We start from the raw sequence: 18374 nt of genomic DNA, 5'->3' as shown, positions 1-18374 counted from the left end.
GCCACGACTTCCACGATCCTTACGCGCGGATGATAAGAATGACGGAGCATTCCGTCAGACCCGCGCTCCACTGACATCGCGTAGCGGTGCCGCGCCGACCGAAACGAACGCCCATGATTCTGAGAAGTCGAGCTGTACCGCCCCCCGATCCCGCCGCGTCCGGACACGGATCAACACGCGCGGACGAGGGCACGGCGCGTCCGGGCGAGGGCGCGGCACACGCGGGCATGGGAGCGGCACACGCGAAGGCGATCCTGCTGGGAGAGCACGCCGTCGTGTACGGAGCACCCGCGATCGCGATCCCCGTCGACGAACTGGTCACAGAGGTCGTCATCGAACCGTCCACCGGCGGCCTGTGGGTCGACAGCGACCTCTACTCGGGCACCGTGGCGTCCGCGCCCTCTCGACTCCTGCCGGTCACGGCGGCGATCCGCGCTTCGGTCGCACGGACGCAGAGCCTCCTGTCCGCTGCGTCCGCCCCGCCTGTTGCGCGCGAGGACGCCGATGCCTCCGAAGATCTCGACGTGCGGGTGCGCATCCGCAGCACGATCCCGCATGAGAGAGGGCTGGGCTCCAGCGCCGCGGTCGCAGCGGCGATCGCTCGCGCCGTCTTCGACGCCACGGGAACGCGCATGGATGACGACACCCTTTTCGCTCTCATCCAGACCTCCGAGCGCGCGGCGCACGGCAACCCCAGCGGGATCGACGCACGCACCGTGACATCCCCCGTTCCGATCCGGTTCGATCAGGGTGTCGTCTCCCCCATCGCGGTCGGCGCACCCCTCACCCTCGCGTTCGCAGATTCCGGGACCTCCGGGTCGACGACGCAGGCGGTGGGCGCTGTCCGCGCACTGCGGGACCGTGAGCCTGCTCGCACAGAGGCGCTGCTCTCACGACTCGCACAGATCGCGGAAGGCGCGATCACGGACCTGGAGGTCGGGGACCGCGATGCCATCGGAGCCCGCATGAGCGAGGCGCACGGTATCCTGCATCGCGTGGGGGTGAGCTCCGAGCGACTCGACGCCCTCGTCGACGCCGCCCACGCCGCCGGCTCCGCCGGCGCCAAACTGACCGGGGGCGGGCTGGGCGGCTGCGTGATCGCAGTCGCCGATTCACCCGCCCACGCCGATGACCTGGGTGGCGCGCTGCGCCGCGCCGGGGCCCAGAACACCTGGACCGTGGAGGTTCCCGCAGCATGACCACCGCTACAGCCCGCGCGTTCCCGAACATCGCCCTCGTGAAGTACTGGGGGAAGCGGGACGAGGAGCTGATCCTCCCGGTCGCCGGCAGCCTCTCCCTCACACTCGACGCATTCCCCACCACGACGACCGTCACACTCACTCCGGACGCCCAGGCGGACTCCTTCAGCCTGGGCGGCGATGTCGCCACGGGCGAGACCGCACTGCGCGTCACCCGCTTCCTCGACCACGTGAGGGCCCTCGCAGGAGCCGACGTGCCCGCGCAGGTCGTGTCGACGAACGAAGCGCCCACCGGGGCGGGACTCGCGTCGTCCGCGGCCGGGTTCGCGGCCCTCGCCACCGCCGCGTCAGACGCCTACGGGCTCGGCCTGGAGGCGAACGCACTGAGCCGTCTCGCCCGACGCGGCTCCGGTTCCGCGGCCCGCAGCATCGTTCCCGGAGTCGCGATCTGGCATGCCGGACACGACGACTCCACGTCATTCGCCGAACCCGTCGACGCACCGGACATGCGGATGGTGATCGTCACGGTCGACACCGCGCAGAAGGCGGTGTCGAGTCGCGAGGCCATGCGCCGGACTGCGGCCACGTCGCCGTTCTATCCGGCATGGATCACGTCGACCGAGCAGTCGCTCGCGGACATGGTCGACGCGTGTGCGGCCGGTGACTTCACGCGGATCGGTGAGATCACCGAATCCCATGCCCTCCGGATGCACGCCGTCATCCAGGCGTGCGAACCGCCGATCCGCTACCTCGCCCCCGCCTCCGTCGCGGTCTTCGACGCCGTGGCCTCCCTGCGCGAGCAGGGCATCGAGGGCTACGCCACAGCCGATGCGGGACCGAACGTCGCCGTGATCGTCCGCCCGGAGCACGGGGAGGCGCTGCGTGAGGAACTGTCCGCGTTCGGCTCCGCACGACTCGTGGGCCCCGGCCCCGGCGCCGCGCCGTTCACCGCAGCGGATTCCGAGGCTCCCGCGTGATCGAGAAGCGCGCCCCCGGCAAGCTCTACATCGCGGGCGAGTACGGCGTCGTGGAGCCGGGCGGCCCCGCCGTGCTGGTCGCCGTCGACCGCTACATCACCGTGCGCCTCACGGAAGGGTCCGAAGTGGGGCGCGTGCGCTCGAGCGCCTACGGCAGGTCACCCCTCGAATGGGTCCGCGATGCCGCGAGCGATCGGATCCTGCTCGAGCATCAGCCGTCGGACTACGTCTTCGCCGCCATCGCTGCGGTCGAACAGCTGCGATCCGCACGTCATCTCACGCCGCGCTACTACGACCTGGACATCGGCAGCGAACTCGACGATGCGAGCGGCAGGAAGTTCGGCCTCGGCTCCTCTGCCGCTGTCACCGTCGCCGTGATCGCCGCGCTCGACGAGTTCTACGGACTCGCGCTCACCTCGACGGAGCGCTTCAAACTCGCCATGCTCGCCACGATCGAGGTCGCACCGAACTCGTCGGGCGGCGACCTGGCCGCGAGCACGTTCGGCGGCTGGATCCGCTACTCCTCACCGGACCGAGCGAAGCTGCGCGCCTACCGGGCCGCTCACGGTGTCCCCGCCGCTCTCACGGCCACGGACGAGTGGGCCGGCAGCGGGGTCACGCGTGTCCCCGATCCCACGGATCTGCGGCTGCTGGTCGGCTGGACCGGCTCCCCGGCCTCCACGGAGAGGCTCGTCGAGCAGGTGAGCCGCCCGGACGAGCGCCGCGAACTCGTCCCGTACACCACGTTCGGCCTGGACAGCCGCGCATGCGTCGACGCCCTCGTGAGCGCCTTCGCACAGGGAGGCGACGGCGCGCTCGAAGTCATCCGGCGCGTGCGCGGCAATCTCCAGCGCCTCAGCGCATCGTCGGGCGTCCTCATCGAGACCGCGCACCTGCGCTCGCTGTGCGACATCGCAGAGCGGCACGGGGCCTCTGGCAAGCCGTCCGGTGCCGGCGGGGGCGACTGCGGGATCGTGCTCGCGCACGCTGATCGTCCGACGGACGAGATCCTCCGCGAGTGGCGGGCGGACGACATCCTGCCACTCGACGTGTCACCGCACCCTGCCTCAGGAGACATCGATGACTTCTGATCCGACGCGCGCCGCGCGCAAGGACGAACACCTCACGCTCGCCCTCGACCAGCACGGTGACGGCAGCGCGCACAACGAGTTCGACGACCTCGACTTCGTCCACCACGCGCTGGACGGCGTGGACGCGGAACTCGTCGAGCTGCGCGTCACCGTCCCGCACGGTGCCGGTGCACAGCATTCGGCCGGCCAGTGGGAGTGGACGACGCCGTTCTACGTCAACGGGATGACGGGTGGGACCGATCGGACGACCCGCATCAACCGGCAGCTGGCGATCGCTGCGCGGGAGACCGGGATGCCGATGGCCTGCGGCTCCGTCTCCGTCGCACTGGACGACCCCGGCACCGCGGCGGGGTTCACCGTCATCCGGGAGGAGAACCCGGACGGCTTCGTCATGGCCAACCTGGGGGTGGGGAGGCCCGCGGACGATGCGCCGCGCGCGGTCGAACTGTTGGACGCCGACGCCCTGCAGATCCACGTGAACGCGGTGCAGGAGACGGCGATGCCGGAGGGCTCCCGCGATTTCTCCTCCTGGCTGGCCTCGGTCGAACAGCTCGCGACGGCCTCCCCCGTCCCCGTCATCGTCAAGGAGGTGGGGTTCGGCCTCAGCCGGCGCACCCTCCGCCGCCTCACCGACATCGGTGTGGGGGTGGCGGACGTGGGCGGTCGGGGAGGCACGGACTTCCTGCGGATCGAGAACGCGCGACGCGACGACGGGGGCTACGGGATGCTCACAGGCTTCGGGCAGTCCGCACTGGCCTGCCTACTCGAGGCACCCGACCCGCGCCCCACCCTGCTGGCATCCGGCGGTGTGCGTTCGCCGTTCGACGTCGTCAAGGCGCTTGCTGCGGGGGCCCACGCCGTGGGGGTCGCCGGTGCGTTCGTGACGGTCCTCGGGCCCGACGGCTCCGATGACGGAGCGGATCGTCTCATCGCTCTGGTCGACGGGTGGAAGGCCCGCTTCCGGGGTATCTGCGCCCTCCTGGGGGCGACGTCATGCGATGATCTGCGCACGACGGACCTCATCGCCCGAGGCCGCCTGCGGGAGTTCTGCGAGTCCCGTGGCGTGGACGTCACCGCTCTGGCCCGACGTTCGGACGCCCGGCCGGTCTGAGAGCGGGCGTGCACCGAACAGTACGATGAGGCCATGGTGAGCAACGAGCATCGCACTCTCATGGGTGCTTACATTCGGCAGCAGCGACGCATCGCCGACCTGTCGATGCGTCAGGTCTCCAACATGGTCGGGATCTCCAATCCGTACCTCTCCCAGATCGAGCGGGGGCTGCGGGCGCCCTCCGAGGCGGTCGCGACGAGCATCGCGACTGCACTCGGTGTCAGCATCGACGATCTGTACGGGCAGAGCGACAGGCCGTCGCGCACGGCCCGCTCCGAGGGTGAGCGGGAGTCGGGCTCCAGTGCGCGGAGGACGAACGTGCTGGCGGCCATCGACCAGGCGAAGGAGCTCACTCCCGCACAGCGGGTCTCTCTCGCGGAGATCTACCGCTCGTTCGTGCGTTCCAACTCGAACGAGGAATCTGCCTCTGGGACTGACACGCCCGGCAGTGAGACGGCCCCCGGCAGTGAAGCTGACGACAAGGGAGCAGACGACAACGACTGAGGCGCCACATCGTCCTGGCAGCAGGATGACGTGACGCCTCGATCGTTCACCGATGCGGACTCACCGGCTCACCGGTGAGGACTGACGGTTCGCAGTCAGCCCTCGTGCGCGGCCTTGTCATCTGCCTGAGCGGCGGGAGTCTTCTTCGGGGTCGTCTTCTTCGCGGAGGCCTTGGCCGCTGGTGCCTTCTTCGCCGAGGCCTTGGCCGCCGGTGCCTTCTTCGCCGCAGCCTTCGAGGCAACAGTCTTCGTCGCGGGCTTCTCCTGAGCGGCCTTCTTCGCCGTCGTCGTGGCCGCCGGCTTCGCGGGAGGCGCCGACAGCGCGGCGATCCCCTCGAAGATGACGGGCCAGTGAGCAGAGAGCGCGGAATGGCTCATGAACAGGCCCAGGTGCCCGCTCTCGGCGAGCTGGCGTTCGATCTGGTCGGCCGGCGTCGTGACGTGGTCTGCCAGCGCCCACACCTGATCGGCGGGCGTGATGTGATCGGTCTTCCCCGCCAAGAGGAACAGCGGGCAGGAGATCTGGGACAGGTCGACTGTGCGCCCCTCGACTTCGAGTTCACCGTTGACGAGCAGGTTGCGAACGAACAGGTTCTCGACGATCCACAGGTAGAACGCCCCCGGAAGCGGCTGAGTCCACTGGAACCAGTCCTCGAACTTGCGGTAGCGCTCGACGTGCTGCGGGTCGTGAAGGTTCGCGAGCAGTCCCAGGGACTGTGTGAGCTCGTTGAACGGCTGGAGCGCCTTGAACCCGTCCAGCAGGAACCGGCCCGGCAGCAGGCCGTCGTTGGCGGCGACAGCAGAGCGGAAGTACGTCATGTCCGCCTCTGGAGCGAGCACGTCCAACCAGTCCTTCATGAGGCCGTCGCCGGCAGAGAAGTCCACCGGGGCCCCTGCAATGGTGAGACTGGTGACCAGCTCCGGGTGCAGTGCGGTGAAGATGGTGGCGAGCCAGCCACCCTGGCAGTCGCCCACGAGGTTGATCCGGCCGCCGAGCAGATCTGCGGTCTCACGCAGCATCACCATGTAGTCATCGATGGTGGCGTCCTTGGTGTCCTGCGTGGCAGCGACCCACTCCAGCGTGTAGATCCGCTCGCAGCCGCTGTCACGGCCGACCATGATCTGGCTCTGGTCCTGGGAGAAGTCCACGATGCTCGAATCGTGGCCTGCCTGCGGCGGCAGGACCACGGTGGCGACCATGTTCGGGTCCGCGTCCGCTGTGGAGTAGTCGCGCAGCCGCCCCAGCGGCCATTCCTTCACGAACCTGCTGTCGTGCGCCCACTCCGGTCGTTTCCGGTCGGCCATCGTGAGGCTCCACGTGGCGATGTCGTGGACCAGGTCGAACGGTGTGGCCCGTCGATTCAGCGCACTGAACCAGTACGTGAGGGTCGACGTGTTGATCGCGGTCCATGCGCTGAGGCTCTCCGTGAGCATCGAATCGCTGATCGCAGACAGTGCATCGGGCTGGCGTGTGTTGAGCACCCGAACCTCCTAGGTTGCGGAACTTTCGCGGTGTGGACCTGGTGCGTCGCCGGGCCTCGTGAACGTGATTGCATGCGCCGATGCGACGGCACCGCTGAACACACACGTCCGAACGGCCCTGTGGGAATCTGACAGAGCCGTTCGGACTGGTGCAGACGGTGCGATCACACCGGTCTTACTTGAGAAGCTGGCGAGCAGCCTTCACCCACGCGTTGGTGACTTCTTCAGCGAACTGGATCTGGGTTGAGGAAGCGTCCTTGACCCAGTCAGCCTGCTGCGCTTTCGCGAGCTCGCGCTGTGCCTCGAAGAAGCTCTTCGCGGCCTGCTCGTAGTTGTCGATGACAAGAGCGCTGTTGCTCTTCGTGGATTCGGTCACCGCGGAGGCGAATTCCTTGACGCGTTCGGCGTTCTCCTCGAGGCGCTTGGTCGCGTCTTCGGTGATCTTGTTCGTGTTCGTGCTGTCAGCAGCCATGGTGTCTCCTCTGATCGGGGGCTTTCGACGGTTCTGGAATCCATCTGCTAATAAAGTTAGCACACTCTGCTAACTGCAGTAAACCCCTCGCCGGGACTGGCCCGCATCACATGTCCATGCCGCCGTTCACCCCCCAGATCTGGCCCGTGATGTACGACGACTTGTCCGCGCAGAGGAAATGCACCACCCGGGCGATCTCGTCGGGATTGGCGAGTCGCGCCATCGGGATCCTCCCCTTGATCTTGTCGAGAACCTTCTCCGGCACCGCTTCGACCATCTCTGTATTCACATAGCCGGGGGTGACGGTATTCACCGTCAGCCCCGCGCCCCCGTCATTGAGCTTCCCCGCCCGGTCCAGGTGGAAGACCGCCTCACGCGCCAGAGTCTTCGTGAGGCCGAAGAGGCCGGACTTCGATGCCGCGTAGTTCGCCTGACCGATATTGCCCATCTCTCCGATGATCGACGACACGTTGACGATGCGGCCGGAACCGCGTTCGACCATGTGCTTGAGCGCTGCCTGCGCCATGTAGAACGTGCCGGAGAGATTGACCTCGATCACCGCGTCCCACTCCTCGTCCTCCATCTTCAGCACGGTCCGGTCGCGCGTGATCCCGGCGTTGTTGACGAGGATGTCGAGCTTGCCGTGCTGTTCGATGACGTCCGCAACGGTCGTGCGCGCGTCCGCGGGCTTACCGACGTTCCCCGGATGCGCCGTGAACGTCGCGTCCGGATAGGTTTCGCGCATTTCGGCGATGAACGTGTCGGCCCGGCCATGGTCGCTGCCGTACCCCAGCGCCAGATTCGCCCCCTGCGAGGCGAGGCTCCGGCTGATCGCGGCGCCGATGCCGCGCGTGCCGCCCGTGATGAGGGCGACACGGTCGGCCAGCTTCGTTCCTCCGGTTTTCGTACCCTGTTCAGACATCGTTGTCTCCTCCCATGAGTGGTGCAGACCCGGATTACTCGGGGCGGTCGTGCTGGCTGCGTGGTTCGAGCCAGTCGTTGATGCGCGGCCAGATGGTGCCGCGGGCGCGTGATCCTGCCATGAGCCCGATGTGCCCCCCAACGCCGTCGAGGTGTTCGGTGTCAGGGCTCGTGAGGACGTCGAAGACCGGCAGGGTGCCGTCGCGCGGGGCGATATGGTCCTTGCTCGCGGTGACGACGAGGATCGACTGCTGGATCTTCGCGAGGTCCACCTTCCGCCCGCGCAGCCTCATCCTTCCCCTGGCCAACCGGTTCTCCCGGTACATCCATGTGACCCATTGCCGGAAGGCGCGCATGGGGAAGTTCGGGTTGTCGGCCACCCACTTCGCCATGGACTGGTACGCCGTCTTGTCCGCCGTGCCGTCTTCGACGGAGGTGTACAGACGCCACGGTGTACCCAAGAAGTTGGGCACCGGCTTCAGCATCTTGTTGACCGTGTCCACGTACACGCCCGGCAGATACGATGCGCGGTCCTCGAGCCAGTCCAGGTCGAGCGCCTCCGTGTTCAGCAGCGTTTCGTAGGTGGAGCCGGTCACGTCGTACGGCATGGTGAGCGGCACCCAGTTCCGGACCGGGGCATCAGGGTTCAGAGCCAGGTACATGCCCGTCAGCGCAGCGCCGATGCACCATCCGATCAGAGAGATCTCGCGAGCTCCACTGGCGCGGCGCACTTCGCGGATCGCACGCGGGATGTACTCCATGACGTAGTCGTCCAGCCCCGTGTCCGCGTCTTCCTCATCCGCGTACCCCCAGTCCACGAGGAACACGTCGTAGCCCTCCTCCAGGAGGAATTCGACGAAGGAGTTGCCCGGTCGCAGGTCGAAGATGTCCGGACGGTTGATGAGCGCGAACGTCAGCAGGATGGGGACCGGATGCTTCCGCTGCGTGCTGCGGTAGCGGAACAGGGTGGTCTTCCGGTACGTCCAGACGACGTCCTTCGAGGAGACGCCGATAGGTGTATCCGCGGTCGTCAGTTGGATATGGGTGTAGTTCCACAGTGCCGAGTGCATGGTCTCATCCACCCGACTCCGCGTCACGGCCCTTCGCCGGCGCATCGGTGCGCGCACGTCGCTGCTCCGCGAGATCCTCCTCGAGCTGCTCGACGATCTCGAGCACCATCTCGAGCTTGTCCTCCGTGCGGGCGAGCTGGCGGTGCAGCGAGACGACGTCGGCACGGCCGGCGATCCGCAGATTGCGGAGCATGAGGTCCATGGCATCGCTGTTGAGGCGATTCATCGCGACGAGGTTCCCCGCCATCTGCCCCATCATCTCCCCGAACGCCTTCGAGTCGACGACGCCTTCGAGCCCGGGGGCCGCACCCGACAGGAGATCATCGACGAGCTTGCGGAACTGCTCTTGTCCCTGCGCGGTGAAATCCTCAGTCGTCGGGCCCTCATCTCATACGAACCGAGCATCCATCGGAGTGTGTCCGCCAGCACATCGGTGTGCCGGATCCTCAGCGTACAACAGAAAACGTCCGAATTCTGAGGGGTTCGAACAACGGGGAGTACGGTGCCCTCGTCACCCCTGCAACGCTGATATCCGCGGATCGCACCAGCGTGGATGGTCGCTCATTCGAGGGTCTCGGACAGCTCCAGCCACCGCCCCTCGAGCTCTTCCAGCTCCGCTTCGAACCCCTGCTGCTCCTGGGTGAGCTCCGCAAGCCCCGCGAAGTCGCTCTGATCGTGGGCGGCCATCCGTGCGTGCACGTCGTCGACGCTCTTCTGCAGCCTGCTCATCTTCCTCTCGACCGCGCCCAGCTCCTTCTGAGCCGCCCTGCGTTCCGCGTTGGACGGTCCCCCGCCCGAGGTGCCCCCACCTCCCGAGGAACCGCGGCCGGTGCCGGACGACGGGGAGCCGGCCAGCGCCTCGGCGGTGGAACCTCCGGCAGCGGCACCGCCGGCGGCACGGGCAGCCGCCTCCGCGGAGTCCTGCGCCGCGGACAGGCGCAGGTACTCGTCGATCCCGCCGGGCAGATGCCGGACCCCTCCCCCGCGCACGGCGAACTGGTCGTCGGTCACCCGCTCCATGAAGTACCGGTCGTGGGAGATCACCAGCAGGGTGCCCGCCCACGTGTCGAGCAGGTCCTCCATCGCGGCGAGCATGTCCGTGTCCATGTCGTTCGTCGGCTCGTCGAGGATGAGGACGTTCGGCTCGTCCAGCAGCGTGAGGAGGAACTGCAGGCGCCTGCGCTGGCCGCCGGACAGGTCCTGCACACGATTGGCCAGCACGTCCCCCAGCCCCAGCTTCTCCGCGAGCTGTCCCGGGGTGAGGTCGCCCGCGGCGGTCTTGTACTCCGTCTTCTTCCGGCCCAGGAGTTCACGGACGAACTCGCCCATGAGCGGCTCGAGGTCGCGCAGCTGCTGGTCGAGGACCGCGACGACGACGGTCTTGCCGCGCTTCACCCGTCCACGGGTGGGCTCGACGTCACCCGTCAGCAGGCCGGCCAGAGTCGATTTGCCCACGCCGTTGCGGCCCAGGATCCCGATCCGGTCGCCGGGTCCCACCACCCAGTCGAGGTCATCGAGCACCGTCTTGCCCGGATAGTCCACACCCACGTCCGTGAGCTCGAAGACGTCCTTGCCCAGGCGCGAGGTCGCCATGCCGACGAGTTCCACCGTGTTGCGGACGGGCGGGACGTCCGCGATGAGCGCGTTCGCCGCGTCGATGCGGAACTTGGGCTTCGAGGTGCGCGCGGGTGCACCGCGACGCAGCCACGCGAGCTCCTTGCGCATGAGGTTCTGCCTCTTCGCCTCCGCCTGGTCCGCGAGCCTGCGCCTCTCGAGCCGCTGGAGGACGTAGGCGGCGTACCCGCCCTCGTACTGGTCGACGGTGCCGTCGTGGACCTCCCACGTGTTCGTCGTGACCTCGTCGAGGAACCACCGGTCGTGCGTGACGACGAGGAAGGCACCCTGCCCTGCGGGCCACCGGTTCTTCAGGTGCCGCGCCAGCCACGCGATCCCTTCGACGTCGAGGTGGTTGGTCGGCTCGTCGAGGAAGAGGACGTCGTGGTCTCCGGCCAGCAGAGCGGCGAGCGCGACGCGGCGGCGCTGGCCGCCGGAGAGGCTGTCGACGGTCGCCTCGAGGTCGAGGTCGCCCAGGAGTCCGGACATGACGTCGCGGATGCGGGGCACCGCGGCCCATTCGTGGTCGGCCGCGTCACCGACGACGGCCTGGCGGATCGAGGACCCGGGGGCGAAGTCGTCCGTCTGGTGCAGGTACCCGGTCGTCACGTCACGGCGGCGGGTCACGCGGCCGGAGTCCGGCTCCCGGATGCCCGCGAGGATCGTCACGAGGGTGGACTTCCCATCGCCGTTGCGGCCGACGATCCCCACGCGGTCCCCGGCGTTGACGCCGATCGTCACCTCGTCCAGCACAGTGCGGTTGGGATAGCTGAGGCTGATCGTCTCTGCGCCGAGCAGGTGCACAGGAGTCCTTTCGAGGGGTATACGTGTCGAGGAGTGCCCCGGGAGGATTCCACTGGGACCTTCCGGCCGGGGCGACAGGGGCGACCTACAGCCTACTCGCACGGAAAGACGCGGGATGTCGCCCGTGCGTCCTCAGGTCAGAGGCTGGTGTGCACGGCGAGAGCTGTCGCAGGAGCGGGCACGGCGAAGACTCCGCACGCCACCACGATCCAGACGACTGGCCCCGTAGAGCTCCAGCAGAGACCCCGTCCTCACGGAACCGTCGGAGCCCGTCCCTGTTCGGCTGGAGAACTATGTCAGCTGGAGGTCGGTGATGCAGGTGGCACCCTCGTCCGTCGTGGTGAAGCTGGTCGTCCCCGCCCGACCGTCGCGGCTCACCTCGATAGTGCCCTCCGCGATGTCACGGGGCACCCAGAAGCCGATGAACCCGTTGTCGAAGGTGGTCGCCTCTTCGTCGACGAGCACGTCCCCGGTCGCGTCGTCGACGATGCGGACGTCGACGGAGTCATTGTCGAGCTCACCCAGGCACGTCGTGAGGCTGTGGTAGAAGCAGTCGTGCGTCTGGTCCACGTACGGAGCGATCGACAGGTAGGAGAGGTCCTCCGGCATGTCCAGCACCGCCTCGCGCACGCTGTCGGTGAGCACCAGCTCATCAGGGTAGACGGAGGCCATGAGATCAGCGGGCCGTTCGGACACCGCAAGACGGTCCAGATGGTCGATCGCCTCGACCGCGTCCATCCCGGCCAGGCCGAACTCGGAGAGAAGAGCCTCCTCCGCTTCCGGTCCGGACGGGGACGCCAGATCAGGGCCTCCGGGAGCACACCCGGCCAGCGCCAGGGTGAACGCTGCGAGCACTGCAGCCATCCGTTTCACAACTGTCTCCTCATCGCTGCTCACTCCACCGTTCGTCGACGGTGAACAGGCTGTCACGTCACGATGTGCGCGCCGCGCGCGGGGCCCGTCGTCCGCACGACCTCCCGCACTCCGCGCGATGCCTCCAGCAGCACCGCGAGCTCCAGCGCATGGGTCGCATTCTGCGCGAGGAACCCGACGGTGGGTCCGGAGCCCGACAGCAGCACCGCATGCGCACCGGCACGGCGCCCCTCGTCCATGACATGCGCGATGTCCGGCAGCAGCGACACCGCCGCCTCCGTCATGTCGTTGTGCACGTGTGCCGCGAGCTTCTCGATGTCACCGGAGGCCAGCGCTGCGAGGACCTCCGTGGGTTCCGCCAGACGGGCGGGGCCGCTTCGGGTCTCCCCGTCGCCGACTCCCTGCGCGACGTCGGGTCCTTGCTCATCGCCGGAGCTCGCGGGGCTCTGCCCGGCCGACTGCTCCCGCAGCTCGTCGACCCGCCGGTAGACCTCCGGCGTCGACAGCGTTCCCGTCGACGTCGCGAGCACCCAGTGATGAGTGCCCTGCGACAGGACTCGAGTGAGGTCGTCTCCACGGCCTCGGCCCAGGGCGATGCCCCCCAGCAGTGCGAACGGGACGTCCGAACCCAGGGTCGCGGCGATCTGCCGCAGCTGTTCACGGTCCTCGAAGCCCGCGAGCTTCGCCACCGCGACCAATGCCGCGGCCGCGTCAGCCGATCCCCCGCCCATGCCACCGGCGACGGGCACCTGCTTGTCGATCGTGATCTCGACGTTCCCGCCCCAGCCGGTGTGCTCGCGGAACGCGATGACCGCCGCGAGCGCCAGGTTGTTCTCGTCGAGCGGGATCCCCGCACTCGCATAGCGACCCGTCACCTCAACGGAGTCCTCCGCCGCGAGCTCGACGGTGACCGTCTCCGGGGTGCCGAGCGCCTCGAACACCGTGACGAGTTCGTGGTAGCCGTCCGGGCCCGGATCCCCCACACCCAGGTGCAGGTTGATCTTCCCGTGGGCGCGCGCGGTGACGGGCTTGTGGAGGGACCTCGGGCGCGTCATGACGCGTCCCCTGCGTCGCCGTCCTCCGCCCGGTTCGCCGCGTGCGCGTCGACCAGCGCCGCGAAGTCGTCGACGGTGAGCGTCTCCCCGCGCGCACGGGGGTCGATGCCGGCGCGGGTGAGTGCGGCCTCGGCGGCGGTGGCGGAGCCGGCCCAACCGGACAGGGCGGACCGCAGGGTCTTTCGACGCTGGGCGAAGGCCGCGTCCACCGCGGCGAACACAGCGGCACGGTCACCGATGCGCGGCGTCTCGCGGCGAGTGATGCGCACCAGGCCAGAACCCACATTGGGTGCCGGCCAGAATACGTTCTTCCCGATGTCCGCAGCCCGGACCACCTCGCCGTACCACTGCCCCTTGACGCTGGGGACGCCGTACGTGCGCGAACCGGGAGGGGCGGCGAGGCGGTCTGCGACCTCGGCCTGCACCATGACGAGCACCTGGCGGATCGACGGGAACGTCGCGAGGAAGTGCAGCAGCACGGGGACGGCGACGTTGTACGGCAGGTTCGCGACGAGCGCGGTGGGGGCGCCCAGCTCCTCCGGCAGCTCCGTCACCCGCATCGCGTCCGCGTGGACGAGGGCGAACGGCTCCGGCTCGCCGGCCTCCTCCGCACGGGTGAAGACGTCCGCGGCGAACTGGTGGACCGTGTCCGGGAGCCGGGAGGCCAGCAGCGCGTCGATCTCCACGGCGACGACCCGGTGACCCGCATCCAGCAGACCGAGCGTGAGCGACCCCAGACCGGGACCGATCTCCACGACCGTCTGCGGGCCCTCCAACTTCGCCGCCGCCACGATCAGCCGCACCGTGTTCGGGTCGATGACGAAGTTCTGCCCGCGCTGCTTGGTGGGCTTGAGTCCCAGCGAGTCGGCGAGCACGCGGACATCGCGGGCGCTGAGCAGGTTCGTCATGGCATTCACACTAGTGGACGCAGGCACGAACACCAGCCGACAGCGGCACGAGCACCAGCGGGGATGCCGCGACACGTGGGGGCGGGGCGGAAACCGGCTGAATTAGGGTGAGTCGCATGGAAGAGGCCGTGCTCTCGCAACTGTTGGACCCGTCCGCGCTCGCGCTGCTCGACGAGATCGAATACCGACCGTCGAAGGAGCTTGCGATCGCAGGCCGCCTGCGGAAGGACGGGATCGAACCGGCGCTCGCATCGCAGCTGCTCCTCCAAGCGCAGCTGCGGCAGGAGGCGGAGGCGAAGTTCGGCCCCTTCGCCGCCCAGATGCTCTTCACCCGCGACGGCCTGGCGCAGGCGACCCGCCTGTCCGTCGCCGCCCACCACTCCCAGCGGATGCTCGCGACCTCACCCGACATCATCGGGGACCTGGGGTGCGGGCTGGGCGCGGACTCCATGGCGTTCGCCGGCATGGGCGGCGCCACCCGCGTCGAAGCCGTCGACGCCGACCCGGTCACCGCCGCACTCGCCGCATACAACCTCAAGGCGCTCGACACCGTGTCCGTCACGCAGGGGCTCGCCGAGGACGCCGACCTCACCCGCTTCGACGCCGTCTGGCTGGACCCCGCGAGGCGCACCGGCGACGGCCGCACCACCGCCTCCCGGCGACTGTTCGACCCGGAGTCGTTCTCCCCGTCCCTCACGTGGGCGTTCTCCACGGCGGACACCGTCCCGAACGTGGGCATCAAGCTGGGGCCTGCACTCGACCACGACCTCGTCCCCGCCGGGTGGGAGGCCCAGTGGGTGTCCGAGGCCGGCGACGTCGTCGAGGTCGCGCTCTACCACGGCGACGTCCGCGGACGCCCCGGACGCAACGCCCTGCTGACGGGGCCGCGCGGAACCCTCCAGATCCACGAATCGGAGCTGCCGGAGGGCGACGAGGACGGGATCGGCGACCTGGGCGACTACCTCTTCGAACCCGACGGCGCCATCGTCCGCGCGGGCCTGGTGACCGCACTGTGCGGGCCACTGGGGATGCGGCGTGTGAGCGCACCGATCGCCTACCTCACCGGCGACCGGCTGCCGGAGGGATCCGCAGCCGCCGCCGTCACGAGCTACCGCGTCATCGACGTCCTGCCCGCCGGGATCAAAGCGCTGCGACGGGCCCTCGTGGCACGCGGGATCGGCCGCGTCGTCATCAAGAAGCGCGGCGCGGACATCGTCCCGGACCAGGTGCGCCGCCAGCTCAAGCTCCCCGCAGGCGAATCCGCCACCCTCGTCTTCACCCGCCTGGGCGAGGACCACGTCGTCCTGCTCACCCAACCCGTGAGCACCGCACCGACCACCGCACCAGAGTCAGGAGAACAGCGATGACAGATCCACGCAGCCGAGTACTCATCTCCGTCGAGGAAGCGCGGGACGTGCTGAGCGCTGGTGGGGCTGGTGGTGGTTCCGGCGGTGGTTCCGCTGGTGGTTCCGGCGGTGAGGCTGGTGGGGGTTCCGCTGGTAGTTCTGGCGGGGCTGACGGTTCTACCGGGAGTGTGGGAGCAGCTCCGGGTGCTGGTGCCGGCGTGAGTCTGGGTAGGGGAGCAAGTGCACCGGTCGTGCTCGATGTGCGGTGGACACTCCCCCAGCCGGACGGCCGTGAGGAGTTCGCGGCGGGTCACATCCCCGGCGCCCGCTACGTCGCGATGGACATCGACCTGTCCGACCATTCCTCCGGCGACCCCGCCCGAGGCCGCCACCCCCTCCCGAGCGTCGAGGACTTCGAAGCGACCGTCCGCTCCTGGGGCGTCCGGGCAGGCACCCCGGTCATCGTGTACGACGACGTCGCCGGCCAGGCCGCTGCTCGCGCCTGGTGGATGCTGCGCTGGGTGGGCCACGAGAACGTCCGTGTCCTGGACGGTGGGTGGACCGCGTGGCGTGAGGCGGGCCTCCCGGTGGAGACCGGAGCGGCGGGCCAGGATCTGGGCGTCGACGGCTCGGTGGACGACGGTGCAGTGGACGGACGGGTGACCGGGACCTCGGCGGCCGTGGATTCTGGACACAGCGCGGACACCGGCGACGAGTTCGTCGCGCGGCCCGGATCCATGCCGGTCCTCTCCGCGGACGACGCGGCGGCGCTGGCGACATCCGAGACGGGAGTGCTGCTGGATGCCCGCGCCCCCGAGCGGTTCGAGGGGCGCACCGAGCCGATGGATCCACAGGCCGGCCACATCCCCCACGCCCGGAACGCTCCTGCGGGCGGCAACACGGAGGACGGGTTCTTCCGCGCCCCTGACGCCCTGGCCGACTACTACCGCACGGTGGGCGCAGTGCGCGACACGGCAACGGACGAGGGTGCGGCAGCCGACGATGGTGTGGAAGGGGACGACGGTGCGGGACAGCCCGACCGGCCCGTGGTCGGCGCCTACTGCGGTTCCGGTGTGAGCGCGTCCCACACCGTGCTGGCGCTCGCGAGCATCGGCATCGACGCCGCCCTGTTCCCCGGCAGCTGGTCCGCCTGGTCGAACGACCCCACCCGCCCCGTCGCGACCGGCACAGCGGACGACGAGACGGTGACCGGCTGAGCCCCGGCGGACCCCACCGACCACCGGAAAACGGAGTAGGGGCCAGCGGAGTAAGGGCGCCAGCCGAGTAAGGGGCCAGCGGAGTAGGGCGCCGCTACACGCTCCTCACCGCCCGATTCCCCACACACCGCTCTCTGGTTCGAGACCCCGTGTTTTGAACCGGTGCCTCGAACCACACAGCGGTGGCTCGTGGTTCGACTGGTGCGGCAGTGCCCATCGTTCACAGCGGTGGTTCGTGGTTCGACTGGTGCGGCAGTGCCCATCGTTCACAGCGGTGGCTCGTGGTTCGGCTGGTATCCCGTGGTCCGGCTGGTGCTCGGCCACTTCAGGTCACAGGCGCGCTCCACCGAACCCGGGTCGTCCACAGCGTCGCCCACCCCCTTGCCGCAGCGCCATGCCCTCGGGATCCTCAGCGCATGACTGCCATCATCACGCGCACCGATCTGGACCGGATCGGAGTCACCCGCAGCGTTCTCTCCGGTGCTCTCTCCTGCTGCCTCCTCCGCGTTCGCAAAGGAATGTATGTGGTGCTGGGTGACTGCCGACAAGACGCGCATGCCGCCATCGCAGAGTTCGGGATCGGCCGCAAGGAAGACCCGGGAAACCTTGCCGACCACGCACAGCCCGACCGCTCCCACACAGGACAGTGGGAAACACTCCACACGTGGAACGAGAGCCACCGAGGATACGGCCGCTCCCCCGACCTCGAACAGCAGATCGCCGCGGACCTCGAAGCAGTGCACGCGCCTGGTCTCCGCGGGCACGCCGCCAAGTTGCGGATCCTCGCTCGAACGTACGCCTCCGGGTTGTCGGACGACAGCGCTCTGTCGCACGTGTCTGCGGCTCTGCTCTGGGGGCTGCCACTGACTCGTCCAGCTCAGAAACGTGTGGAAGTGGTCCGGCGCGGACGGTCGCGCACATACGCGAAATGCGTCGTCCGCCAGCGGTCCCTCACCGACGAGGACGTCACCGCGATCGGAGGCATTCCCGTCACCACGGTCGCACGAACGCTCCTCGACGTCGCGCTGGACTATCCGCTCGATGTCTCCGTTCCGATGATCGATCATGCTCTGCGATCACGACTCGTCACCCTCGACAGACTCGCCACCCTCACATCCGCCGTTGACGATCGTCGCGGTGCGGTACGCGCACGCACCGCATTCGGCCTCGCCGAGCCCCTCCACGAATCACCGGCCGAATCGATCTGCGGAGTCCGCTTCCATGAGCACGCCATCGTCGGGTTCGAACCCCAGATCACTTTCAGGATGCCGGAGGACGAAGGCATCGCACGGGTCGATTTCCTTCACCGCGAGTCGGCTGTGATCGTCGAGGTGAACGGTGAGATCAAGTACACCGACGGTGATACGGGCGCGCTGCGGGCCAAACGCGAACGCCACCGGGACTATCAACTGCGCAACCTCGGGTACCGGGTCTACCAACTCATGTGGAGCGACCTCTTCCAGCCCAGAGCCTTCCGACGGATCAAACAGGCCGTCGAGTACCCCGACCGGCACTCGGACTCATAGCCGGACCACGCGCCTCCGAACGGTCGCTCCACACACAGCACGTTGGTGGACTCTCACCAGACACCGCGCTTCGGCCTGCCCCACGAAACACCGCGCTTCGGCCCACCCCACCAGACACCGCGCTCTGGTTCGAGAACACCCCGCAAACCACGGTGTGATGTCTCAGTACATAATTGACAACTAGGTCTCAAGACATAGTTGACAC

17 protein-coding genes are annotated in these 18374 nt (G+C 68.5%); 8 read left to right on the top strand and 9 right to left on the bottom strand.

Translation table 11 applies throughout. The features are described 5' to 3' along the window. Nucleotides 1-227 precede the first annotated feature (227 nt). The 5 genes from mvk to JFC09_RS15315 are packed head-to-tail and all read left to right on the top strand — an operon-like array spanning nt 228 to nt 4882. Nucleotides 228-1199: a mevalonate kinase gene (mvk, locus tag JFC09_RS15335; protein WP_198394922.1), complete on the top strand. Its 972-nt coding sequence runs from the start codon at nt 228-230 to the stop codon at nt 1197-1199. Beyond that, nucleotides 1196-2176, top strand: a complete 981-nt coding sequence (mvaD, locus tag JFC09_RS15330) for a diphosphomevalonate decarboxylase (RefSeq protein ID WP_198394921.1) — start codon at nt 1196-1198, stop codon at nt 2174-2176. Before mvk ends, mvaD begins: the two co-directional genes overlap by 4 nt. Beyond that, the gene (locus tag JFC09_RS15325) at nt 2173-3267 is read left to right on the top strand and encodes a phosphomevalonate kinase (RefSeq protein ID WP_198394920.1); all 1095 of its coding nucleotides are present in this window, start codon (nt 2173-2175) and stop codon (nt 3265-3267) included. The genes mvaD and JFC09_RS15325 overlap by 4 nt, the downstream gene beginning before the upstream one ends. Beyond that, on the top strand, nt 3257-4378 hold the full coding sequence (gene fni, locus JFC09_RS15320) for a type 2 isopentenyl-diphosphate Delta-isomerase (RefSeq protein WP_198394919.1): 1122 nt from the start codon (nt 3257-3259) through the stop codon (nt 4376-4378). The genes JFC09_RS15325 and fni overlap by 11 nt, the downstream gene beginning before the upstream one ends. A gap of 33 nt (nt 4379-4411) precedes the next feature. Next, a complete protein-coding gene (locus JFC09_RS15315) occupies nt 4412-4882 on the top strand; it encodes a helix-turn-helix domain-containing protein (RefSeq protein ID WP_198394918.1) in 471 nt (156 codons plus the stop codon). 95 nt (nt 4883-4977) lie between these two features. On the opposite strand, the gene JFC09_RS15310 is transcribed toward JFC09_RS15315, so the two are convergent. The 9 genes from JFC09_RS15310 to rsmA all read right to left on the bottom strand — a co-directional run bounded on the left by JFC09_RS15310 (nt 4978) and on the right by rsmA (nt 14080). Continuing rightward, nucleotides 4978-6363 (bottom strand): alpha/beta fold hydrolase, encoded by a 1386-nt coding sequence (locus tag JFC09_RS15310; protein ID WP_198394917.1) that lies wholly within the window; start codon nt 6361-6363, stop codon nt 4978-4980. Nucleotides 6364-6538: 175 nt separating this feature from the next. Beyond that, the gene (locus JFC09_RS15305) at nt 6539-6835 is read right to left on the bottom strand and encodes a hypothetical protein (protein WP_198394916.1); all 297 of its coding nucleotides are present in this window, start codon (nt 6833-6835) and stop codon (nt 6539-6541) included. A gap of 106 nt (nt 6836-6941) precedes the next feature. Next, the gene (fabG, locus tag JFC09_RS15300; RefSeq protein ID WP_198394915.1) at nt 6942-7757 is read right to left on the bottom strand and encodes a 3-oxoacyl-ACP reductase FabG; all 816 of its coding nucleotides are present in this window, start codon (nt 7755-7757) and stop codon (nt 6942-6944) included. 34 nt (nt 7758-7791) lie between these two features. Beyond that, nucleotides 7792-8838 (bottom strand): alpha/beta fold hydrolase, encoded by a 1047-nt coding sequence (locus tag JFC09_RS15295; RefSeq protein WP_332839796.1) that lies wholly within the window; start codon nt 8836-8838, stop codon nt 7792-7794. Next, nucleotides 8831-9073 carry a hypothetical protein gene (locus tag JFC09_RS15290; RefSeq protein ID WP_198394914.1) on the bottom strand — a complete coding sequence of 81 codons (243 nt, stop codon included), beginning with the start codon at nt 9071-9073 and terminating at the stop codon, nt 8831-8833. Before JFC09_RS15290 ends, JFC09_RS15295 begins: the two co-directional genes overlap by 8 nt. A 314-nt stretch (nt 9074-9387) precedes the next feature. After that, the gene (locus JFC09_RS15285) at nt 9388-11244 is read right to left on the bottom strand and encodes an ABC-F family ATP-binding cassette domain-containing protein (RefSeq protein WP_198394913.1); all 1857 of its coding nucleotides are present in this window, start codon (nt 11242-11244) and stop codon (nt 9388-9390) included. Nucleotides 11245-11535: 291 nt separating this feature from the next. Beyond that, entirely contained in the window at nt 11536-12108 is a 573-nt protein-coding gene (locus tag JFC09_RS15280; protein ID WP_198394984.1) for a CueP family metal-binding protein, read from the bottom strand. A gap of 62 nt (nt 12109-12170) precedes the next feature. Next, nucleotides 12171-13172 carry a 4-(cytidine 5'-diphospho)-2-C-methyl-D-erythritol kinase gene (locus tag JFC09_RS15275; protein WP_198394912.1) on the bottom strand — a complete coding sequence of 334 codons (1002 nt, stop codon included), beginning with the start codon at nt 13170-13172 and terminating at the stop codon, nt 12171-12173. Then, complete coding sequence (gene rsmA, locus JFC09_RS15270) at nt 13169-14080, bottom strand: 16S rRNA (adenine(1518)-N(6)/adenine(1519)-N(6))-dimethyltransferase RsmA (protein ID WP_198394911.1); 912 nt, start codon at nt 14078-14080, stop codon at nt 13169-13171. The genes JFC09_RS15275 and rsmA overlap by 4 nt, the downstream gene beginning before the upstream one ends. Nucleotides 14081-14196: 116 nt before the next feature. On the opposite strand from rsmA, the gene JFC09_RS15265 reads away from it, so the two are divergent. The 3 genes from JFC09_RS15265 (at nt 14197) to JFC09_RS15255 (ending at nt 18169) form a co-directional block, all read left to right on the top strand. Next, nucleotides 14197-15447 carry a class I SAM-dependent methyltransferase gene (locus tag JFC09_RS15265; protein WP_198394910.1) on the top strand — a complete coding sequence of 417 codons (1251 nt, stop codon included), beginning with the start codon at nt 14197-14199 and terminating at the stop codon, nt 15445-15447. 197 nt (nt 15448-15644) lie between these two features. After that, nucleotides 15645-16643 (top strand): sulfurtransferase, encoded by a 999-nt coding sequence (locus tag JFC09_RS15260; protein WP_332839795.1) that lies wholly within the window; start codon nt 15645-15647, stop codon nt 16641-16643. 416 nt (nt 16644-17059) lie between these two features. Then, nucleotides 17060-18169 carry a hypothetical protein gene (locus JFC09_RS15255; RefSeq protein ID WP_198394908.1) on the top strand — a complete coding sequence of 370 codons (1110 nt, stop codon included), beginning with the start codon at nt 17060-17062 and terminating at the stop codon, nt 18167-18169. Nucleotides 18170-18374: the final 205 nt, after the last annotated feature.

It is taken from the genome of Brevibacterium yomogidense, assembly GCF_016107685.1.
Lineage (GTDB): Bacteria > Actinomycetota > Actinomycetes > Actinomycetales > Brevibacteriaceae > Brevibacterium > Brevibacterium yomogidense.
The sequence above is the reverse complement of the archived record's forward strand: the minus strand, read 5'-3'. Positions and strand labels throughout refer to the sequence as shown.